The organism is Amycolatopsis thermalba, from assembly GCF_003385215.1.
GTDB classification, from domain to species: Bacteria; Actinomycetota; Actinomycetes; order Mycobacteriales; family Pseudonocardiaceae; genus Amycolatopsis_E; species Amycolatopsis_E thermalba.
The window spans coordinates 23,176-43,580 of the sequence record NZ_PQHW01000058.1 but is presented as its reverse complement, the minus strand read 5'-3'; the positions used below and the strand labels follow the sequence as shown (position 1 = coordinate 43,580).

General features: G+C 72.8%; 23 protein-coding genes. 11 read left to right on the top strand and 12 right to left on the bottom strand.

Annotated features, from left to right (window positions below; translation table 11 throughout):
- Window positions 1-198: 198 nt before the first annotated feature.
- The 9 genes from D0D15_RS22060 to D0D15_RS22020 form a co-directional block, all read right to left on the bottom strand.
- Complete coding sequence (locus D0D15_RS22060; RefSeq protein ID WP_094007853.1) at window positions 199-1,263, bottom strand: amidohydrolase family protein; 1,065 nt, start codon at window positions 1,261-1,263, stop codon at window positions 199-201.
- The gene (gene ffh, locus D0D15_RS22055) at window positions 1,264-2,790 is read right to left on the bottom strand and encodes a signal recognition particle protein (protein ID WP_094007852.1); all 1,527 of its coding nucleotides are present in this window, start codon (window positions 2,788-2,790) and stop codon (window positions 1,264-1,266) included. It lies immediately after the preceding gene.
- A 79-nt stretch (window positions 2,791-2,869) separates the two neighbouring features.
- A complete protein-coding gene (locus tag D0D15_RS22050) occupies window positions 2,870-3,733 on the bottom strand; it encodes a hypothetical protein (RefSeq protein ID WP_094007851.1) in 864 nt (287 codons plus the stop codon).
- Entirely contained in the window at window positions 3,730-4,029 is a 300-nt protein-coding gene (locus D0D15_RS22045) for a YciI family protein (protein ID WP_198958343.1), read from the bottom strand. Before D0D15_RS22045 ends, D0D15_RS22050 begins: the two co-directional genes overlap by 4 nt.
- A gap of 288 nt (window positions 4,030-4,317) precedes the next feature.
- The gene (gene ku / locus D0D15_RS22040; protein ID WP_094007849.1) at window positions 4,318-5,199 is read right to left on the bottom strand and encodes a non-homologous end joining protein Ku; all 882 of its coding nucleotides are present in this window, start codon (window positions 5,197-5,199) and stop codon (window positions 4,318-4,320) included.
- Between the two features lie 38 nt (window positions 5,200-5,237).
- Window positions 5,238-5,597: a hypothetical protein gene (locus D0D15_RS22035; protein WP_094007848.1), complete on the bottom strand. Its 360-nt coding sequence runs from the start codon at window positions 5,595-5,597 to the stop codon at window positions 5,238-5,240.
- Window positions 5,598-5,643: 46 nt separating this feature from the next.
- Entirely contained in the window at window positions 5,644-7,956 is a 2,313-nt protein-coding gene (locus tag D0D15_RS22030; RefSeq protein WP_094007847.1) for a [protein-PII] uridylyltransferase, read from the bottom strand.
- Window positions 7,957-7,967: 11 nt separating this feature from the next.
- A complete protein-coding gene (locus tag D0D15_RS22025; protein WP_017987570.1) occupies window positions 7,968-8,306 on the bottom strand; it encodes a P-II family nitrogen regulator in 339 nt (112 codons plus the stop codon).
- The gene (locus D0D15_RS22020) at window positions 8,303-9,691 is read right to left on the bottom strand and encodes an ammonium transporter (protein WP_167481532.1); all 1,389 of its coding nucleotides are present in this window, start codon (window positions 9,689-9,691) and stop codon (window positions 8,303-8,305) included. The genes D0D15_RS22025 and D0D15_RS22020 overlap by 4 nt, the downstream gene beginning before the upstream one ends.
- 219 nt (window positions 9,692-9,910) lie before the next feature.
- Here D0D15_RS22020 and D0D15_RS22015 point away from each other — a divergent pair, with 219 nt between their 5' ends.
- Window positions 9,911-10,756, top strand: a complete 846-nt coding sequence (locus D0D15_RS22015; RefSeq protein ID WP_094007846.1) for a putative RNA methyltransferase — start codon at window positions 9,911-9,913, stop codon at window positions 10,754-10,756.
- Entirely contained in the window at window positions 10,753-11,388 is a 636-nt protein-coding gene (locus D0D15_RS22010; protein WP_094007845.1) for a (2Fe-2S)-binding protein, read from the top strand. Before D0D15_RS22015 ends, D0D15_RS22010 begins: the two co-directional genes overlap by 4 nt.
- On the opposite strand, the gene D0D15_RS22005 is transcribed toward D0D15_RS22010, so the two are convergent.
- Entirely contained in the window at window positions 11,327-11,818 is a 492-nt protein-coding gene (locus D0D15_RS22005) for an MFS transporter (RefSeq protein ID WP_158224473.1), read from the bottom strand. The two genes, D0D15_RS22010 and D0D15_RS22005, sit on opposite strands and share 62 nt — an antisense overlap.
- A gap of 157 nt (window positions 11,819-11,975) precedes the next feature.
- Between D0D15_RS22005 and D0D15_RS36030 the strand changes: the two genes are divergently transcribed.
- The 5 genes from D0D15_RS36030 to D0D15_RS21985 all read left to right on the top strand — a co-directional run bounded on the left by D0D15_RS36030 (window position 11,976) and on the right by D0D15_RS21985 (window position 15,709).
- Window positions 11,976-12,158, top strand: a complete 183-nt coding sequence (locus tag D0D15_RS36030) for a hypothetical protein (RefSeq protein ID WP_143266234.1) — start codon at window positions 11,976-11,978, stop codon at window positions 12,156-12,158.
- A 67-nt stretch (window positions 12,159-12,225) separates the two neighbouring features.
- Window positions 12,226-13,518 (top strand): O-acetylhomoserine aminocarboxypropyltransferase/cysteine synthase family protein, encoded by a 1,293-nt coding sequence (locus D0D15_RS22000; protein WP_094007843.1) that lies wholly within the window; start codon window positions 12,226-12,228, stop codon window positions 13,516-13,518.
- Complete coding sequence (locus D0D15_RS21995) at window positions 13,515-14,045, top strand: CoA-binding protein (RefSeq protein WP_162830634.1); 531 nt, start codon at window positions 13,515-13,517, stop codon at window positions 14,043-14,045. Before D0D15_RS22000 ends, D0D15_RS21995 begins: the two co-directional genes overlap by 4 nt.
- 106 nt (window positions 14,046-14,151) lie before the next feature.
- On the top strand, window positions 14,152-14,925 hold the full coding sequence (locus D0D15_RS21990; protein ID WP_198958342.1) for an MBL fold metallo-hydrolase: 774 nt from the start codon (window positions 14,152-14,154) through the stop codon (window positions 14,923-14,925).
- Between the two features lie 10 nt (window positions 14,926-14,935).
- Window positions 14,936-15,709, top strand: a complete 774-nt coding sequence (locus D0D15_RS21985) for an SDR family NAD(P)-dependent oxidoreductase (RefSeq protein ID WP_094007842.1) — start codon at window positions 14,936-14,938, stop codon at window positions 15,707-15,709.
- 90 nt (window positions 15,710-15,799) lie between these two features.
- Here D0D15_RS21985 and alc read toward each other — a convergent pair whose 3' ends face one another.
- Together alc and allB are read right to left on the bottom strand one after the other, a co-directional pair.
- The gene (gene alc / locus D0D15_RS21980) at window positions 15,800-16,804 is read right to left on the bottom strand and encodes an allantoicase (RefSeq protein WP_094007841.1); all 1,005 of its coding nucleotides are present in this window, start codon (window positions 16,802-16,804) and stop codon (window positions 15,800-15,802) included.
- The gene (allB, locus tag D0D15_RS21975) at window positions 16,798-18,123 is read right to left on the bottom strand and encodes an allantoinase AllB (RefSeq protein WP_094007840.1); all 1,326 of its coding nucleotides are present in this window, start codon (window positions 18,121-18,123) and stop codon (window positions 16,798-16,800) included. The genes alc and allB overlap by 7 nt, the downstream gene beginning before the upstream one ends.
- 55 nt (window positions 18,124-18,178) lie before the next feature.
- On the opposite strand from allB, the gene D0D15_RS21970 reads away from it, so the two are divergent.
- The 4 genes from D0D15_RS21970 to pucL all read left to right on the top strand — a co-directional run bounded on the left by D0D15_RS21970 (window position 18,179) and on the right by pucL (window position 20,395).
- A complete protein-coding gene (locus tag D0D15_RS21970; RefSeq protein WP_094007839.1) occupies window positions 18,179-18,649 on the top strand; it encodes a helix-turn-helix domain-containing protein in 471 nt (156 codons plus the stop codon).
- Window positions 18,650-18,732: 83 nt separating this feature from the next.
- Window positions 18,733-19,203, top strand: a complete 471-nt coding sequence (uraD, locus tag D0D15_RS21965) for a 2-oxo-4-hydroxy-4-carboxy-5-ureidoimidazoline decarboxylase (RefSeq protein ID WP_094007838.1) — start codon at window positions 18,733-18,735, stop codon at window positions 19,201-19,203.
- Window positions 19,200-19,517 (top strand): hydroxyisourate hydrolase, encoded by a 318-nt coding sequence (gene uraH, locus D0D15_RS21960; RefSeq protein WP_094007837.1) that lies wholly within the window; start codon window positions 19,200-19,202, stop codon window positions 19,515-19,517. The genes uraD and uraH overlap by 4 nt, the downstream gene beginning before the upstream one ends.
- 2 nt (window positions 19,518-19,519) lie before the next feature.
- Window positions 19,520-20,395 carry a factor-independent urate hydroxylase gene (gene pucL, locus D0D15_RS21955; RefSeq protein ID WP_094007836.1) on the top strand — a complete coding sequence of 292 codons (876 nt, stop codon included), beginning with the start codon at window positions 19,520-19,522 and terminating at the stop codon, window positions 20,393-20,395.
- Window positions 20,396-20,405: the final 10 nt, after the last annotated feature.

Sequence of the window (20,405 nt, the reverse complement as noted above, 5' to 3'; positions counted from 1 at the left end):
GGGGTGGGAGATGGGGATAAGGGACAGGGGCGGGGGGGGGCGGGGCGGGTTGCCACAGGGCGGTGGGGCACCGGGGCTGGGGAAGGCTGGGGCGGGTGGGGGTGGGCTGGGTGCGCGGCTCCAGCGGTGCCGCCAGCGAGTCGCTGCGGGGGGCGGTTTCGGCGGCGCTGCGCGGCCGCTACCCGTGGCGGTTGGGCGTCAGTGGATGATCGCGCCGCGGAGGATTATGTGGCGTGGGTTGCGTAGGGCCGACAGGTTCTCGCGCGGGTCGGTGTCCAGGACCAGGAAGTCGGCGGGTGCGCCCTCGCTCAAGGCCGGGTGGCCGAGCCACTCCCGCGCGGCCCACGAACCCGCGGCCAGCGCCTGCTCCGCCGTCATCCCGGCGCGGTGCAGCGCCTCCAGCTCGTCCACCAGCCGGCCGTGCGCGATCATGCCGCCCGCGTCGCTGCCGGCGTAGACCGCCACGCCGGCGTCCAGCGCGTTGCCGACCAGCTCGCCGACCCGCGCGTACAGGGCCCGCATGTGGTCGGCGTACACCGGGTACTTGCCCGCCGAATCGGCGATGCCCGGGAAGTTCTCGATGTTGATCAGCGTCGGCACCAGGGCCGTGCCGCGGCGGGCCATCTCGGCCAGCAGCGACGGGTCCAAACCCGTGCCGTGCTCCAGGCAGTCGATGCCGGCGTTGATCAACCCGGGCAGGGCGGCCTCGCCGAAGACGTGCGCGGTCACCCTGGCCCCGGCCTCGTGGGCGACCTTGATCGCCTCCGCCAGCACGTGGTCCGGCCACAGCGGCGCGAGATCGCCCACCGAACGGTCGATCCAGTCGCCGACCAGCTTGACCCAGCCGTCGCCGTCGGCCGCCTGCTCGGCGACCGCGGCGGGCAGCTCGTCGGGGTGCGACAGGTCGATGCCCAGGCCCGGGATGTACCGCTTGGGCAGCGCGAGGTGCCGTCCGGACCGGATGATCCGCGGCAGGTCGGCGCGCTCCTGCAGCGGCCGGGTGTCGATCGGCTGGCCGCAGTCGCGGATCAGCAGCGTGCCCGCGTCCCGGTCGGCCAGCGCGTTGACCACCGCGCCGTCGAGGTCGGTCGGCCCGTCCGGCCCGATCGCCGGGTGGCAGTGGGCGTCGACCAGCCCGGGCACCAGGAAACCGTCCGTCACCAGGGTCCGCGCGCCCTCGACGGGCGTGTACGTGACCTTGCCGTCGCTGATCCAGACGTCGCGCTGCTCACCGTCGGGCAGCACCACTGCGCGCAGGTGCATCTACTTGTTCTTCGGCAGCTTGAACTTGGACGGGTCGAAACCGGGCACGTCGTTCAGGCCGCCGCCCAGCTGGGACAGGTCGGGCATCCCGCCGCCGGCGCCGCCGGGCGGGAGCATCGGCATGCCGCCGGGGAACCCGCCGCGCACCTTGGGCTGCGTCGGGCCCTTGCCCTTCTTCCCCTTCTTGCCCTTCTTGCGCTTGGTCGCGCTGCCGCCGCCGAACCCGAAGCGGCCGGCCATCTGCTGCATCATCTTGCGGGCTTCGAAGAACCGGTTGACCAGGTCGTTGACCTCGCGCACGGTCACGCCCGACCCCTGCGCGATGCGCTGGCGGCGCGACCCGTTGATCATCTTCGGGTCGGCCCGCTCGGCCGGGGTCATGCCGCGGATGATCGCCTGCAGGCGGTCCAGGTGCTTGTCGTCGACCTGCGCGAGCTGGTCCTTCATCTGCCCGGCGCCGGGCAGCATGCCGAGCAGGTTGCCGATCGGGCCCATCTTGCGGACCGCGAGCATCTGCTCCAGGAAGTCCTCCAGCGTGAGCTGGCCGGTGCCCAGCTTCGCCGCGGCCTTCTCGGCCTGCTCCTGGTCGAAGGCCTGCTCGGCCTGCTCGATCAGGGTGAGCAGGTCGCCCATGCCGAGGATCCGGCTGGCCATCCGGTCCGGGTGGAAGGTGTCGAAGTCCTCGAGCTTCTCACCGTTGGAGGCGAACAGGATCGGCTGGCCGGTGACCTGCCGGACGGACAGCGCCGCACCACCGCGGGCGTCACCGTCGAGCTTGGTCAGCACCACACCGGTGAAGCCGACGCCGTCGCGGAACGCCTCGGCCGTGGTGACCGCGTCCTGACCGATCATCGCGTCGACGACGAACAGGATCTCGTCGGGCTGGACCGCGTCGCGGATGTCCGCGGCCTGCTTCATCAGCTCCTCGTCGACACCCAGCCGCCCGGCGGTGTCGACGATCACGATGTCGTGCTGCGCGTGCTTGGCCTCGTCGATACCGCGCCGGGCCACGTCGACCGGGTCGCCGACGCCGTTGCCCGGCTCCGGCGCGAAGGTCTGGACCCCGGCGCGCTCACCGACGACCTGCAGCTGCGTGACCGCGTTGGGGCGCTGCAGGTCACACGCGACCAGCAGCGGCGCGTGCCCCTGCTTCTTGAGGAACAGCGCGAGCTTGCCGGCCAGCGTCGTCTTACCGGAACCCTGGAGACCGGCGAGCATGATCACGGTCGGCGGGTTCTTGGCCAGGCTCAGGCGGCGGGTCTCGCCACCGAGGATGCCGATGAGCTCCTCGTTGACGATCTTGATGACCTGCTGCGCCGGGTTGAGGGCCTCGGAGACCTCGGCGCCCTTCGCGCGTTCCTTGACGTGCGCGATGAACTCCCGGACGACGGGCAGCGCGACGTCGGCCTCCAGCAGCGCGATGCGGATCTCGCGCGCGGTGGCGTCGATGTCGGCGTCGGTCAGCTTCCCCTTGCCCCGCAGGTTCTGCAGGACCGAAGTGAGCCGGTCGGAGAGGGTGTCGAACACGGGTGTGCACGCTCCAGCTGGTCGTGGTTGTGCCGCCTGCGGCGTCCCACCAGGGTAGCCGCTGCGGACGGGTGGCCTGTCAGGCCTGTCGTTCGGCCAGCAGCCGCATCCCGCCGGGCTCCAGCAGCACCACGCACGGCACCAGCTCGGTCGTGTCGTACTCCGAGCCCAGCACCTGCTCGTGGATCGCCTCGGCCCAGCCCGAATCCGCACCGGCCACGAACAGCTCGTCGGGGCAGGGCAGGCCGACCACCAGCCGCTCCTCGCCCAGGTTGCGGGCCATCTGCGCGCCGAAGTCGTCCAGCGCCAGCGCCGATCCGGCGAGCCAGTCCTCCCGGGTCAGGTGCAGCAGGTCGCCGCGCTCGCCGCGGTGACCGGTGACACGCAGGCCGCGCTTGAGGTTCGCGCCCGCCTCGGCCAGCAACTCCGCGAACGGCGGTGAGCCCAGCTCCTGGTAGCCGTGCGTGGTGACGTGGTGCATGCCGAGCGTGCCGCGCGGGGTGGGGCCGACGTGGGCCAGCGCAACCGACAGGCGGCCGGGCACCAGCGGGTGGTGCGGGATCGAGCCGAGCACCTCGGCGCGCGGCGACGACGCGCTCCACAGCACCGGCAGCAGCTCCGGCGCGGGCGCGGCCTGCTCCGCCAGCACGCGCTCGGCCTCGGCGAACGCGGCGGCCCAGCCGTCCGGGCCGGGCCGGTCGAAGCTGTAGGTGTGCTGGGCGCCGGGGAACATCAGGGCGACGAACCCGAGGTCTTCGGCGGAGAGCTCCCACTCGCTGTAGACGGCGGTGACGTCCGCGGGCTGGACCTGCCGTTCGGCGCGCACCTGCGCCCACGCCTGCCGCAGCGCGTCGTCGGCCACGGTGGGGGCGCTCGCGACGACCGGTTCGTCCAGGCCGTGCACCCGGAAGGCGACGAGGTTCTGCGTCACGTCGGTGTTCACGCCGCGCTCACCAGTCCCGCCAGCGCCGGGTGGGCGCGGCCGACGTCGATCGTGGTGATGGAGTACTCGGCGACCCCGGCCCGCACGAACGGGTCCTCGGCGGTGATGGCCAGTGCCGCGGCCCGGTCGACGCCGCGGGCGAGGATCGCGCCGCCCTCGCCGGCCGGCACCGTCTGGCCGGAGGCGATGAACGTGCCGGCGGCGTGGTGCCGCTCGAGGTAGTCGACGTGGCCGGCGATGTGCGGCGCCACGTCCGCCTCGCCCCTCAGGTAGCGCAGGATCAGCAGATGCAGCATGGGCGACATCCAACCGCGCAAGGGAAAGTGCGGGTGGCCCGCCCCCTCGCCGGGCCACCCGCACACGCACGCCGCGGGCGCCGGTCCCCCGGTGCTCGCCGTACCCCCAGTACCAGCGAGTTCCTCCGGACATCCGTGGCGTGATGTCGGTAAGACTGCCGGTTCCGCGCGGGCCGGGGCAGCGTGAAGACCCCCAAGTAGCCCTAGGTAGATCTACTCAGGATGCGGGTGCGCGCAGGGGTGTGACCCGCTTCGCCCGGGGGCGTGACGCGGGTTTCGACGAATTGTTCAGCGCGGTGATTTGGGCGCGGACTTCGCCTTCGACGTGGCCTTGCGCGCGCGGGTCTTCGCGTCGGCGGCCTTCTTCGCGGCGGCCTTGGCCTTCGCCACGCCCTGGTCGGCGTCGGCGCGGTCCTGCGCGCTGCTCTGCAGGGCCTGCAGCAGCTCGGTCACGCCCTCGTCCTGGATCGCGGCCGTCGGGCGGACCACCTGGCGGCCCTCGACCTTCGCGTCGACCAGGTCCTGCAGCGCGGCCGCGTAGCCGTCGGTGTAGGCGGACGGTTCGAAGTCGCCGGAGAGGTTCTCGATCAGGTTCGCCGCGGCCCGCAGCTCGGGCATGCGCAGGTCGATGTCCTCGTGCAGGAAGGGGAAGTCGGGGCGGCGGACCTCGCTGGGCCAGTGCATCGTGTCGAGCACGATCAGCTGGTCGCGCACCCGCAGCGCGCCCAGGGTCTCCCGCTGCCGGATCGCCACCTTCACCAGCGCGACGCGGCCCGCGGTGAGCAGTGCCTCGGCCAGCAGCACGTACGGCTTGGTGGCGGGGACCTCGGGCTCCAGGTAGTAGCTCTTCATGAAGTACACCGGGTCGATCTGCGACGGCGGGACGAACCCGCACACCTGGATCGAGTGAGCGCTTTCCGGCGCGAGCGACGCCAGCTCCGCCTCCGACAGGACCACCACGTCCCCGCCCGGCAGCGCGTAGCCGCGGCCGACCTCCTCCGCCGGGATCTCCGCGCCGTCGACCTCGCAGACCCGCTTGAACCGCAGCCGCCCGCCGTCGGTCAGGTGGAGCTGGTGCAGGCCACTGCCGGGCTCCTCGGTGGCGCTGTACGCCTTCACCGGGATGGCGAAGCTGCCGACCCCGATCGTGCCCTTCCAGACTGTCCGCATCCCACCGACGTTAGTGACGCGGAAACGACGTTCAACAGCTACAAACGGGTGTTCTCACCGGCGTTCGCGGCGATGAACGCGGCCAGCGGCGCGCTTTCGCCGAGCGCGTCGGCCGAATAGCCGAACGCGGCGCCCGCCGCTTGGAGGATCTCCACGAGGGCGGCCATTTCCGCCGACGGCATCGCGGCCAGCGCACCGAACCGCGCTTCGCCGAGCCGCTCGGCGAGCCCGGTGAGCGCGCCGGACAGGTGGCGCTGCCCGGCGACGAGGTGCTTGAGGACGGCGACGATCTCCCCGAGATCGGTTTCCGGGGCCCGGTCCAGCTCCGCGGCGCAGGCCTCCAGGTGCGCGGCGGCGACCGTGAGCGGCAGGATCGTCGACTCTGGCACGAGCGACATCCTGCCACCCCCGATCAAGGAAACCGTGGCGACACCCCGGAGCGGATCAGCTCGCCGCGGTGAGCACCGCCTGCTCGACCCGCTGCCGCCACGCCGGGTCCAGCTTCCCGCCGCGCGGGGAGACGGCGAAGGAGTCCACGACCGCGGCGCCGAGCGTGGCGACCTTGGCCCACTTCACCTCCGCGCCGCACGACCGCAGCGCCCCGGCGACCCGGTACAGCAGGCCGATCCGGTCGGTGGCCCGCAGCTCCAGCACGACCGTGTTCGAGCCGCTGGTCTCGTCGTCGAACCACAGCACCTTGGGCTTGGCGGCCACCCGGGTCGGCTGGTAGTCGCGTTCCTTCGCCGCGATCTTCGCCTCCAGCGCGAGCCCGCCCGCGACGGCTCGCGCGAACTGCTCGCGCAGCAGCGCCGGGTCCGGCAGCGACCCGAACTTCGGGGACGCGGTGAAGATGCCGGCGCGCCCGCCGTCGTGGCCGCGCAGGACCGCGGTGTGCACCTCCAGCGAGTGCAGCGCGAGCACCCCGGCCGCCGGGGCCAGCAGGTCCGTGTGCGCGGGCGCGGCGACCACGACGGTCGCCATCCTGCCGTCGTGCGTGATCAGCACCTCGCTGCGGCCGGACGCCACCGCCGCCGAGACCAGCTCGCGGCGGCGCGCGTCGAGCGGCTCCGGCGGGCTGAACCCGTTGCCCTGCACGGCCTGGCGGCACCGGTTGACCAGGCTGGCGACCAGCCCGGCCTTCCAGTCGGTCCACATGCCGGGCCCGGTGGCCAGCGAATCGGCCTGGGTCAGCGCGTGCAGCAGCTCCAGCAGGACCACGTCGTTGCCGACGGTCTTGGTGACCCGCGCGATCGTGGCCGGTTCCTCGATGTCGCGGCGGGTCGCGGTGTGCGCGAGCAGCAGGTGGTGCCGCACCGCGGCCGAGACGAGCGCGGCGTCGGCGGCGGGCAGCCCGATGCGCTGAGCGACCTGCAGCGAGATCGCGGCGCCCAGCTCGGAGTGGTCGGCCTCGCGGCCCTTGCCGATGTCGTGCAGCAGCGCGGCCAGCAGCAGCAGGTCCGGCCGGGACACCGTGGTGGTGAGCTTGGCGGCCTCGACCGCGGTCTGCACGAGGTGCCGGTCGACGGTCCACGAGTGCACCGGTTCGCGTGGCGGCAGATCCCGCACCGCGCCCCACTCCGGGAACAGCCGCGCCCACAGCCCGGTCCGGTCCAGGGCTTCGACCGCGTCGATCAGGCCCTCGCCCGCGCCGAGGAGTTCGGTGAGCGAGTCCCGCGCGTCGGCCGGCCACGGCGTGCGCAGTTCCGGCGCCGAATCGGCGAGCGTGCGCAGGGTGCCGTGCGAGATGGGGGTGCGGGTGCGGGCAGACGCGGCCGCGACGCGCAGCAGCAGCGCCGGATCCTTGGCCGGGACGGCGTCCCGCGCCAGCGCGACCTCGTTGCCGTGCAACACCACGCCGTCGTCCAGCGGGGTCCGGCTGGGCCGCCGCGAAAACCGCCCGCGCGGCACCTCGGCGGTGGCGCGCAACGCGACGTCGACCGCGTAGCCGACCGCGCGCCCGGCGCCGGACAGCTTGCGCGCCAACGTGAACCGGTCGCCGAACCCGAGTTCGGCTGCCACCAGCTCGGCGTCCACACCGGACAGCACGTCCCGGTCGCGGCGCAGTTCGCGGCGCATCTCGGTGCGCACGTCCAGCAGCAGCTCCCGGGCCTGGCGCAGTTCCTCGCCGGGCCGGTCGGTGAGCTGGGCGGCGGCCAGCGCCTCCAGCACCCCGAGGTCCCGCAGCCCGCCCCGGCCGTACTTCAGATCGGGCTCGGCCGACTGGGCGATCTCCCCGCTGCGCTGCCAGCGCTTGCGGGTCGATTCGGCGAGTTCCGGCAAGCGCTTTCGCGCGGTGCGGCGCCACTGGTCGCGCGCCGCCGTGGCGAGCCTGCCGGTCAGCTCGGCGTCCCCGGCGATGTGCCGGGCGTCGAGCAGTCCCATCGCGGTCCGCAGGTCCTCCGAGGCGACCTGGAGGGCCTCCCCGGGGGTGCGGACCGAGTGGTCGAGGCCGATGCGCGCGTCCCACAGCGGGTACCACAGCGCATCGGCGATCTCGGCGATCCCCGGGTGCTGGTTGTGGACCAGGACCAGGTCCAGGTCCGAGAACGGCACGAGCTCACGGCGGCCGAGGCCGCCGACGGCGACCAGCGCGACACCGGGTTCGGCGGTGTCCACGCCGGCCGCCGCGGCGGCCTTGCTGAGCCAGAACTCGTACAGGTCCACCAGCGCGGCGCGCAGTGCCGAGGCACCGAGCCTGCCGTGCCGGCCTTCCAGCAACCGGTTCGCCGCCTTGGCGAGTTCCCCCCCGACGACCATCCGGTGCTTCCCTAGAGCGCGTCCGTACCGCGCTCGCCGGTACGGACGCGGACCACGGTCTCCACCGGGGTCACCCAGACCTTGCCGTCACCGATCTTGCCGGTGTGCGCGGCGTTCACGATGGCTTCGATGACCTTCTCGACGTTCGCGTCGTCGGTGAGGACCTCGACCCGCAGCTTGGCCACGAAGTCCACGGCGTACTCGGCGCCGCGGTAGACCTCGGTGTGGCCCTTCTGGCGGCCGTAGCCCTGCACCTCGCTGACGGTCATGCCGAGCGTGCCCAGCTGCTCCAGCGCGGCGCGGATGTCGTCCAGCGTGAACGGCTTGACGATCGCGGTGATCAGCTTCATGCCTTGCTTCCTTCCAGGGCCGCCCCGTCCTTCGACGGCAGCGAAGCGGGGGTCGATCCACTGTGGCCGCCGATGCTGCCACCCACGAAGTCGTACGCGCTCTCCGCGTGCTGCGCCTCGTCGATGCCGCCGACCTCGTCCTCCTTGCTGACCCGGAAACCGCCGGCGACCTTGATGATCCCGCCGAGGATGAGGGTGACGACGAACGAGTAGCCCAGGACCACGAAGGCCGCCGCGGCCTGCTTGCCGAGCTGGCTCCAGTCACCGCCGTAGAAGATGCCGTCCACGCCGAGGGAGTTGACGCTGGTGGTGCCGAAGAAGCCGATCAGCAGCGTGCCGACCAGGCCACCGACCAGGTGGACGCCGACCACGTCGAGCGAGTCGTCGAAGCCGAGCTTGTACTTCAGGCTCACCGCCAGCGCGCACACGGCGCCGGCGATGACACCGATCGCGATCGAGCCGAGCGGTGACACGAAGCCCGCGGCCGGGGTGATGGCGACCAGACCGGCGATCGCGCCGGAGGCCGCGCCCAGCGTGGTCGGCTTGCCGAAGCGCAGCTGCTCCACGATCAGCCAGCCGAGCACGGCGGCGCCGGTGGCGACGGTGGTGTTGGTGAAGGCGACACCGGCGAGGTCACCGGCGCTCAGCGCGGACCCGGCGTTGAAGCCGTACCAGCCGAACCACAGCAGGCCGGCGCCGAGCAGGACGAACGGCACGTTGTGCGGGCGGCCGGTGTCCCGCGGCCAGCCGCGGCGCTTGCCCAGGACCAGCGCCAGGGCCAGGCCCGCCGCACCGGCGTTGATGTGGACCGCGGTGCCACCGGCGAAGTCGAGCGCCTTGAGCTGGTTGGCGATCCAGCCGCCGGTCGCGTCGGCGCCCATGAAGCCGTCGAAGGCGAACACCCAGTGCGCCACCGGGAAGTAGACGATCGTCGACCACAGGACGACGAACAGGGCCCAGCCCCAGAACTTCGCGCGGTCGGCGATCGCACCGGAGATCAGCGCGGGCGTGATGATCGCGAACATCAGCTGGAACATGGCGAACACGAGCATCGGGATCGCGTTGCCGCCCGGCCACGGGATCTCCGGCGCGGTGTCGGTGGCGGCGGTGGCGTACCCCACCAGCTGCCCCCAGGTGTCCGACATACCCGCGAAGTCGAAGCCGCCCAGCAGACCGCCGAACGCGTCGTCACCGAAGGCCATGGTGAACCCGTAGAGGGTCCACAGCACGGCGACGATCGCCAGGCAGATGAAGTTCATCATGAGCATGTTCAGGACGCTCTTCACGCGGACCATGCCGCCGTAGAAGAACGCCAACCCTGGTGTCATGAGCATGACCAGCGCGGCGCTGGCCAACACCCACGCGGTGTCTCCTGCGTTCAGCACATCGTCCTCCCGTACCCGAGATATTGACGGGCAGTTTTCGATTCCCGTGTTTCACGACGGCACTTCGCGCGTTTCCCCCGGGTGAACTGTGGCGCCGCTCTTGTTACGAGCACGTTTCGCGCGACCAGGGCGGATATGTCCGGTCACGAAACGTCGGCGTCGAATACCGGCCGTCACCGGTGACCGTGGGTGAGCCCGGCGGTGTGATGAGATGAGGGCATGACCAGGCCCGCCACGCTGCCCAGCGCCGTCGTCGCGGCGTTGCGGTGCCCGCTGTGCGCGTCCCCGTTCACCCGCGACGGGCGATCGCTGCGCTGCCCGGCGCGGCACTCGTTCGACCTGGCGAAGCAGGGGTACGTGAACCTCCTGCACGCCGGTATCCCGGCGGGCACGGCGGACACCGCGGAGATGGTCGCGGCGCGGGTGGCGTTCCTGGGGGCCGGGCACTACGGCGGGCTGCGGGACCTGGTGGCCGAGGTCGCGGCGGGCACCGGCGGGGACGGGCTGGTCGTGGACGCCGGGGCCGGGACGGGCTACTACCTCGCCGGGGTGCTCGACCGGCTGCCGGAGGCGGCGGGGCTCGCGCTCGACGTTTCCGCGGTGGCGCTGCGCCGGGCCGCGAAGGCGCACGACCGGCTGGGGGCGGCGGTGTGGAACCTGTGGGAGCCGTGGCCGGTCGCGGCGGAGGCGGCCGCGGTGGTGCTGAACGTGTTCGCGCCACGCAACGCCGCGGAGTTCCGGCGGGTGCTGCGTCCGGGTGGCACGCTGCTCGTCGTGTCGCCCGAACGGGGGCACCTCGGCGAACTGGCGGCGGTGGCGCCGGTCCTGGAGGTCGACGCGCGGAAGGAAGAGCGTCTCGACGCGGCGTTGTCGGAGCATTTCGACCTGGTTTCCCGGCGGGCGCTGCGGGACCGGGTGACGCTGAAACCGGACGACGTCCGCGACGCCGTCCGGATGGGGCCGACCGGGCACCACCCGGACCGCCTGGCCGCGCTCGATGACGTGACCGAACCGGCCGAGGTGACGCTCGCGTTCTCGCTGTCGGAGTACCGGAGGACCCCATGACGGCCGTGCCCGCGACCGCGATCACCGACCGGGACTGGCTGTCCGGGCAGCTGCACCTGGCCGCCGGGCTGTACGGCGACGCGGGACCGGTCGTGCTGGGCACGATCTGGTGGTACTCGGTGTCGGCGGTGCTGGTGACCCCCGCGCTGGACCCGCTGGTCGCGACCGGGCGCGCGATGGACCCCGCGCTGGAGGCGGTGACGCTGGACGTGGTGCCCGACGGCCGGGTGCTGGACGCCCGCTCGTCCCGGCCGCTGGGCTCCGATGTGGACGAGATCGGCAAGGCGCTGGCCGGTTCGCTGGACGCGGGGATCGCCGCCGTGGCCGAGGTGAGCGGCGCCGGAACCCGCGCGTTGTGCGCGATCGCGACGGACTCGATCGCGAACGTCCTGCTGTGGGCCGGGAAGGCGGCCGGAGACGTGGCGCGAGGGGTGTCGCTGGCGGGTGCGGTGGTCGCGGCGGTGGGCGACCACCTGCCCCGGCCGCGGTTCGTGGAGGTCGGCGGCACCCCGGTGGTCCGGCGGGCGTCGTGCTGCCTGATCTACCGGACCGGCGGGGCGCCCAAGTGCGTCAGCTGCCCGCGCCAGACCCCGGCCGAGCGGGCCCAGCGGTTGCGGATGACGTTCGGCTGAGGCGGGTGCCGGCCGGGAGCAGCAGGCACACCGGCAGCAGCTGGAGGGCGAAGACCCCGAGCAGGGCGATTCCCGCCACCATCGCCCCGGCTGTCCACAGTGGCCAGCCCAGCTCGCGGCCCTGCACCAGCGGGTACAGCGCGGCGAGCAGCGCGGCGGCCAGGGCCACCACCACTGCGATCGGGACGTTGACGAGGAACACCGTCCGCCAGCCCCAGCCGAAGAGGCCGGCTTGGGTGAGGAGGCCGCCGAGGAGCGGTCCGGCCAGCCCGCCGATCGGGAACGTCATGCCGTAGAACCCCCTCGCCCGGCCCTGCTCGTCCGCGGGGAACGCGACCCGGATGAACGCCAGCACCTGCGGCACCATCAGCCCGGCGAACACACCCTGCGCGACGCGGGAGCCAGCAGCACCCCGGTTCCGGGTGCGCACCCGGCGAGCAGCGACGCGGCGCCGGCGACGAAGACCGGCCGGTGCCCGAACCGGTCGCCCAGCCTGCCGCCGGTGATCAGGGTGACCGCGAACGCCAGCGTGTAGGCGGTCGCGCTGGATGGCCGGCAGCGCGATCACGACGATCTGGTTGTCGGCCATGTCCATGAAGACGGCTGCCGGCAGCAGGGCGAGTGCCGCCCAGCGGGCGCCGGTAGCGGCGCTCGAGACCGCGCGGTTTCCCCCGGACGACGAGTTCGGCGAGCTGATCAAGAGCTACGTGCGACCAGCCTGGACCCGCAGCTGGGAACAACTCGCGCGGCTGTTCGGCAAGACGGACTGAGATCACCGGCCGTCCGCCGCGCGGGAACGCTCGCCCCACCCGCGTACGGGGAGGTAGCGTCGGCCGGGTGAGTGAGCGCAGCTGGGGCTTCCGCACCCGCGCCCTGCACGCCGGCGGGACTCCCGATCCGGTGACCGGGGCGCGGGCGGTGCCGATCTACCAGACCACGAGTTTCGTCTTCGAGGACGCGGCCGACGCGGCCAACCTGTTCGCGTTGCAGAAGTACGGCAACATCTACAGCCGGATCGGCAACCCGACCGTCGCGGCGTTCGAGGAGCGCCTCGCGAGCCTCGAAGGCGGCATCGGCGGCGTCGCGACCAGCAGCGGGCAGGCGGCGGAGTTCCTCACGTTCTCCGCGCTGGCCGAGGCGGGCGACCACATCGTCTCGGCGAGCGGGCTCTACGGCGGCACGGTCACGCAGCTGTCCGGGACGCTGGCCCGGTTCGGCGTGGAGACCAGCTTCGTGGCCGGGGACGACCTGGACGACTACGCGGCCGCGATCACCGACCGCACCCGGCTGATCTTCACCGAGGTCATCGGCAACCCGAGTGGCGGTATCGCGGACCTCGCCGCGCTCGCCGGCCTCGCGCACAGTCACGACATCCCGCTCGTGGTCGACGCGACGCTGGCGACGCCGTACCTGTGCCGCCCGATCGAGCACGGCGCGGACATCGTGCTGCACTCGGCGACGAAGTTCCTCGGCGGGCACGGCACCACGCTCGGCGGGATCGTCGTCGAATCGGGCCGGTTCGACTGGGGCAACGGGAAGTTCCCGCGGATGACCGAGGTCGTGCCCAGCTACGGCGGTCTCAAGTACTGGGAGAACTTCGGCGAGTACGCGTTCTGCACGCGGCTGCGCGCCGAGCAGCTGCGCGACATCGGCGCGGTGCTGTCGCCGCACTCGGCGTTCCTGCTGCTCCAGGGCGTGGAGACGCTGCCGCAGCGGATGGACGCGCACCTGGCGAACGCCCGCGCCGTCGCGGAGTTCCTGGACGCCGACGACCGCGTGGCGTGGGTCAGCTACGCCGGCCTGCCCGGGCACCGGCACCACGAGCTGGCGCGGAAGTACCTGCCGCTCGGGCCCGGCGCGGTGTTCTCGTTCGGGATCAAGGGCGGGCGCGCGGCCGGGGAGAAGTTCGTCGAGTCGGTCGAGCTGCTGTCGCACCTGGCCAACGTCGGCGACGCCCGCACGCTGGTCATCCACCCCGCCTCCACGACCCACCAGCAGCTCTCCGACGAGCAGCTGAAGGCCGGCGGCGTGGGCCCGGACCTGATCCGGCTGTCGGTCGGGCTGGAGGACGCCGAGGACATCCTGTGGGACATCGACCAGGCGCTGACCGCGGCGGTGAAGGCCGCATGAGCCTGGAGACGACCGTGCCGTCCGGGGCCGTCCGGTCGGAGTCGCCGCTGTCCTGGACCCCGCCGACCGCGCGGGAACGGCTCGCGCTGCTGTCGCGCACGAAGTCGGTGACGATCGTCGGCGCGTCGGACAACCCGGCGCGGCCGAGCTACTTCGTCGCGACCTACCTGCTGTCCGCCAGCCCCTACGAGGTGAACTTCGTCAACCCGCGGCTGTCGTCGCTGCTGGGGCGGCCGGTGTACCCGTCGCTGGCCGACGTGCCGGGTGAGCTGGACCTGGTCAGCGTGTTCCGCAAGCACTCCGACCTGCCGGAAGTGGCGGAAGAAGTGATCGAGGCGGGTGCGCGGACGCTGTGGCTGCAGCTGGGCCTGTGGCACGAGCCGGTGGCGCAGCGGGCGAGCGAAGCGGGCCTGGAAGTGGTGATGAACCGGTGCGTGAAGATCGAGCACGCGCGGTTCGCGGGCGGCTTGCACCTGGCCGGTTTCAACACCGGGGTGATCTCGTCGCGGCGGCGCCTGAAGCCCTGATCCCGCGGCGGGAAAAGCGATTCGCCGCGGCTCACCCTCCACTGAGGCTGGCCGATCGTGTCAGACTCGGTGGCGTGGCGGGAAGTTCCCCGGGTGGAGGTGGGTTGTGCTGGTCATGGCAGACGGTGTGAAGGTGACCTACGTCGGCGGTCCGACGGTGCTGCTGGAGCTGGGTGGCAAACGGTTCCTGACCGACCCGACGTTCAGCCCGGCCGGCGTGCACGAGACGACGCCGGGGCGGCCGCTGACCAAGACCGAGGACCCCGGCCTGTCCGCGGCGGAGGTCGGGCCGGTCGACGCGGTGCTGCTGTCGCACGACCAGCACGCCGACAACCTGGACCCGGACGGCCGGCGGTACGTCGGGGAGGCCCTGCTCACGCTGACCACGCCCAGCGGCGCGCGGCGGCTGGGCGGCACGGCGCAGGGGCTGGCGCCGTGGCACCAGCTGCACATCGGGCCGGTCGCGGTGACCGCCGTGCCGGCCCAGCACGGGCCGGCGGGCAGCGAGGAGCTGACCGGGGAGGTCATCGGGTTCGTGCTGACCGGGAAGGACCTGCCGACGGTGTACGTGAGCGGGGACAACGCCTCGCTCGACGTGGTGCGCGACATCTCCCGCCGGCTGCGGCGGCTGGACCTGGCGGTGCTCTTCGCCGGCGCGGCGCGCACGTCTCTGTTCGAGGGCGTCCCGCTGACCCTGACCAGCGAGGACGCCGCCGAGGCCGCCCACGCGCTGCGGGCGCGCAACATCGTGCCCGTGCACACCCGCGGGTGGGCCCACTTCAGCGAGGGCCCCGACGAGGTGCGGAAGGCGTTCGCCGGGGCGGGCCTGAGCGACCGGCTGCACGTCCTGGAACCGGGTGAAAGCACCGTGATCCGCTAACGTCGGGGGCGTGATCGAAACCGGATTGCGTGGCCGGACGGTGCTGGTGACCGGTGGCGCGGGTGGCATCGGCGCGGCGATCAGCCGGGCGTTCGCCGCCGAGGGGGCGCGCGTCGCGGTGCACCACCTGGCGGAGGACGCGCCGCCGCCGGAGGGTGGCGAGTGGGCGCACGTGACGCCCGCGGCCGAGGTGGCGGTTTCGCTGGCCCGGGAGCTGGGCGGGATCGCGGTCGCGGCGGACTTGGCCGACCCGGACGGTCCGCGGCGCCTGGTGGCCGAGGTGGCGGAGCGGCTCGGTCCGGTGCAGGTGCTGGTCAACAACGCGGCGCACTGCGAGACGCCGGACACGATCGACGCGTTGTCGGCGTCGTCGCTGGAGCGGCACTACCGGGTCAACGCGGTGGCGCCCGCGCTGCTGATCGCGGAGGTGGCCCGCCTGCGGGGCGCGGAACCGCCGTGCGTGGTGAACATCTCGACGGACAGCGCCCGGGCCTTCCCGGGGCAGATCGGATACGGCACGTCGAAGGCGGCGCTGGAGGCCCTGACGCGGGCGAGCGCGCTGGACCTGGGCGCGCAGGGGATCCGGGTGAACGCGGTCGCGCCGGGGCCGGTGCAGACGGGCTGGATGAGCGCCGCGCTCGAGGAGGAGGTGCGCGGCCTGGTGCCGCTCGGCCGGGTGGGTGAGCCGGAGGACATCGCCGACGCGGTGGTTTTCCTGGCGTCGCGGCAGGCGCGCTGGATCACGGGTCAGGTGCTCCAGGTGGCGGGCGGGCACGCGCTTTGAGGCTTGCCCACGCGGGCTGGTAGCCGGCAACCCAGCCCGCGGCGCCGCGCCGGCCGTGGGCGGGGCACCCGGACAACCGACCGGCGATCCTCAGCCCGCCGTATCCCGGAACCGTCGCTCGAACGTCTCGCGTCCCCGCTCCGTCAGTGCGCCCCACAGGCGCAGCCGGGCCATGCCGCCGTCCGGGTGGATGTCCAGGCGCACCTCGCTCAGTTCGCGCGGCTCCGGCACCAGGAAACGGTGCCTCGTGTCCGGTTGGAGGCGCGTGCGCGGCAACACCTCGAACCACGGGCCGTCCAGGCGGCCGCTCAGCGACGCCCACCCGGGCGCGTTGCCCTTGAAGTGCGTGGTGTCCAGCTCCGCCAGCCGCGGCACGCCCGCGCCCGCCAGCGCCACCGACACCCAGTCGTTGCCGTCGTCGCGGCGGCGGGCCGTTTCCCAGCCCTCCCCCATCACCGCGGCGAAACCGGGCGAGATCAGGTTCGACGGCGACGAGTAGAACATGTTCGAGCACCCCGTCACCCGCGCGCCGTTCTCCAGCGCGGCCAGGTCCAGCGCGGCCGGGTCGACCAGCCGCAGGTCGGCCACCGGCGCGCCGTGCACCCGGAACCGCGCGACTCCCCCGTCCGGGTGGATCGTCAGCCGCACGTGCGTCCAGCGCCGCCCCGAGGACACGGCGAAGAAGTTCTCCGAGTCACCCCGCACCTCCGATTTCGGCACCAGCGGCGTCCACTCCAGCTCCAGCAACTCGGCCGGGCTCGGATACCCGTCGACCGCCACCGCCTCCACCGACGCGAACGGCGGGTAGTTCCCGGTGAAGAACGCCGTGTCGACCACCACCCCGGCCACCACACCCGGCAACCCGAGACGCACGATCGCCTGGTCGACGCCCGGCTCCCGGCGCCGCCGCGTCTCCCACCCGTCGTAGATCTGCCCCTTGTGCCCGAAGTTCCACGGCCGGAACTCCGCCGGCCCCGGCTTGATCAGGTTCTCCCGCTCGGCGAAGGCCTCGTCGTTGGCCCACACCACGCTGCCACCGGCCCGGCGCGACGCCAGATCCGGCTCATGAGTCCACTCCGGACGCTCGGTCAACACTGCCCTCGATTCAGCAACTCGCCCCGGGGATCGTCCCCGGTGACTTCCTGGCCCCGCAACCACGTCTGCCGCACCACACCCCGCAACGGGCTGCCGTCGTAGGCGCTCACCGGGTTCCGGTGACGCAGCTTCGCGACGTCCACGACGAACTCCTCGTCCGGCGCGAACACGCAGAAGTCGGCGTCGTACCCGGGCGCGATCCGGCCCTTGCGCGTCATCCCGGCCAGCTCGGCCGGGCGCGTCGCCATCCAGCGCACCACGTCCGCCAGCCCGTGCCCACGCTGCGCGGCGCCGCTCCACACCGCGGGCAGCCCGACCTGCAACCCGGAAATCCCGCCCCAGGCCGCGCCGAAGTCGCCGCTGTCGAACCGCTTCAGCTCCGGCGTGCACGGCGAATGGTCGCTCACCACGCAGTCGATCACACCGTCGGCCAGCCCCTGCCACAGCAGCTCGCGGTTGCCCGCCTCGCGGATCGGCGGGCAGCACTTGAACTGCGTCGCGCCGTCGCGGATCTCCTCCGCCGCGAAACTCAGGTAGTGCGGGCACGTCTCGACCGTCAGCGCGACCCCCTCGGCCCGCGCCGCCGAGATCATCGGCAGCGCGTCCGACGAGGACAGGTGCAGGATGTGCGCCCGCGCCCCCGTGCGCCGCGCCAGCTCGATGACCCGCGCGATCGCCCGGTTCTCCGCCTCCCGCGGCCGCGACGCGAGAAATCCCGAGTACCGCGGGCCGTGCGGCCGGGGTGCGGCGTCGATCGTCGGGGCGTCCTCGGCGTGCACGATCATCAACGCGCCCAGTCCGGCGAGGATCCGCAGGTCCGCCTCCAGTTCGGCGTCGTCCAGCGGCGGGAACTCGTCGACGCCGGAGTGCAGCAGGAAGCACTTGAACCCGAACACCCCGGCCTCGTGCAGCGCCGCCAGGCGACCGCCGTTGCCGGGGATCGCGCCGCCCCAGAAGCCGACGTCCACGTGCACGCGTCCGGCCGCGGCCTTCCGCTTCACCTCCAGCGCGTCCGGGTCGACCGTCGGCGGCAGGCTGTTCAGCGGCATGTCCACGATCGTGGTCACCCCGCCCGCCGCGGCCGCCCGGGTGGCCGTCTCGAAGCCCTCCCACTCGCTGCGGCCGGGGTCGTTGACGTGCACGTGCGTGTCGACGAGCCCCGGCATCAGGACGACGTCGTCGCCCAGCTCGACCACCCGGTCGCCGGACAACGCCGCACCCGGTTCGACGGCCACGATCCGCCCACCCGAGACACCCACCGAGCACGGCCCGGTACCCGCGGCCGTGATCGCGCGCCGCGCCCGGAAGACCAGTTCCACCCGCACTCCTTTCGTCCGCTTCCAGTTTCCCCGCCCGGGCCGTTACCGTGCCGACGTGGAACTGGAAGCCGAGTTCACCACCGAACCGTTCCGCGGCGAAGGCGAGCCGCCCGAGCACGCCGTCCGGGCCCGGACCGCCGCCGAGCGGGCCGGGCTGTCCGTGGACTTCGGCCCGCTCGGCACCACCGCCCGCGGCGACGCGGACGCCCTGCTCGACGCGCTCCCGGCCATCGCCAGGGCCGCGCTGGCCGGCGGCGCGACCCGCCTGACCCTGCAGCTGTCCACGCCGGCCGCCGCCCGGGAACCGGCCGGCGCCCCGCCCACCACGCTGGAGCGGCTGATCACCGAGGTCGAGCGGGAGCTCGGCACCCGGCTGGCCGACCTGGACCGGCCCGGCAAGCAGCGTGCCGTGCGCCTGCTGGAGGAACGCGGCGCGTTCGCCCTGCGCAAGGCCGCGCCCACCGTCGCCGAAGCACTCGGCGTCACCCGGTTCACGGTCTACAACTATCTCAATCGCCAGCCCTGACTTCAACAAATTGTTGACGCTCGTCGAACACGACCGTAACGTCTTTTTCCCAGAATCGGCAGCACCGTGATCCGGAGGAACACTTGACTGTCACGCTCGCCGAGTTCAACACCGCACCCGCCGACGAAGCCAGGGACCTGCTCACCGCGTGCCTGGACGTCCCGCGCTGGGTCGACGCGGTGCTGGCCGGACGGCCCTACCCCGATCTCGCCGCGCTGACCGCCGCGGCCCGCCGCACCCTGACCGCGGACGAGACCAGGCGGGCCATCGCGGCGCATCCGCGGATCGGCGACCGATCCGCGGGCGGCTGGTCGCGCGCCGAACAGTCCGGTGTGGACGATGACGCGGCCGCGCAGTTCCGCGCCGCCAACGCCGAGTACGAGGAGCGGTTCGGGCACGTGTTCCTGGTCCGCGCGAGCGGGCGCAGCGGCGAGGAACTGCTGGCGAACCTGCGGGAGCGGATGCACCACGACCCGGACACCGAACTGGCGGTCGCCGGGCGGGAGCTGGTCGAGATCGCCGTGCTGCGGCTGGACAAGGCGGTGACCGCATGAGCCTGGTGACCACCCACGTCCTCGACACCGCCGCCGGCCGCCCGGCCGCGGGCGTCCCGGTCCGGCTGGAAACGGGCGACGGCACCCCCATCGCCCGGGGCCGCACCGACGACGACGGCCGCATCCGCGACCTCGGCCCGGACGAACTGGACCCCGGCGTCTACCGGCTGGTCTTCGACACCGGCGCCCACCTCGGCCCGGACGCGTTCTTCCCCGAGGTCACGGTGTCCTTCCGGATCTCCGACGGCACGCAGCACCACCACGTGCCGGTGCTGCTGAGCCCGTTCTCCTACTCCACCTACCGCGGGAGCTGACCATGGGGATCACGCTGGGCCCGAACCAGTACGGCAAGGCCGAGGTCCGCCTGGTCACGGTGACCCGCGCCGGGGACGTGCACCACCTCAAGGACCTCACCGTGTCCACCGCGCTGCGCGGTGACCTCGCGAAAACCCACCTGACCGGCGACAACTCCGACGTGGTCGCCACCGACACGCAGAAGAACACGATCTACGCCTTCGCCAAGGAGAGCCGGGTCGGCGAGATCGAGGACTTCGGGCTGCGGCTGGGACGGCACTTCGTCGGCGAGTTCGGCCAGATCACCGGCGCGCGCATCACGATCGACGAGCACGGCTGGGACCGCATCCCGGTCGGTGGCCGCCCGCACGACCACGCCTTCTCCCGCTCGGGCGAGGAAAAACGCACCACCGTGGTGACGATCGAGAACGACCGCGCGTGGGTCGTGTCCGGCCTGCGCGACCTGGTCGTGCTCAAGTCGACCGGCTCGGAGTTCCACGGCTTCCCGCGCGACAGGTACACGACGCTGGCCGAGACCGACGATCGCATCCTGGCCACCGCCGTCACCGCCCAGTGGCGCTACCAGGGCAGCGACCTCGACTGGCGCACGAGCTTCGCCGAGATCCGGCGGATCCTGCTGGAGACCTTCGCCACGAAACACAGCCTCTCGCTGCAGCAGACCCTGTACGCGATGGGCGAAGCGGTTCTGGAAGAACGCGGTGAGGTGGCCGAGATCCGGCTGTCGATGCCGAACAAGCACCACTTCGTGGTGGACCTCAGCCCGTTCGGGCTCACCAACGACAACGAGGTCTTCCACGCCGCGGACCGTCCGTACGGTCTGATCGAAGGAACCGTCCTGCGCGACGACGCGGAGGACCCGGGCCCCGCCTGGCGGTAGCGCCGGGCGA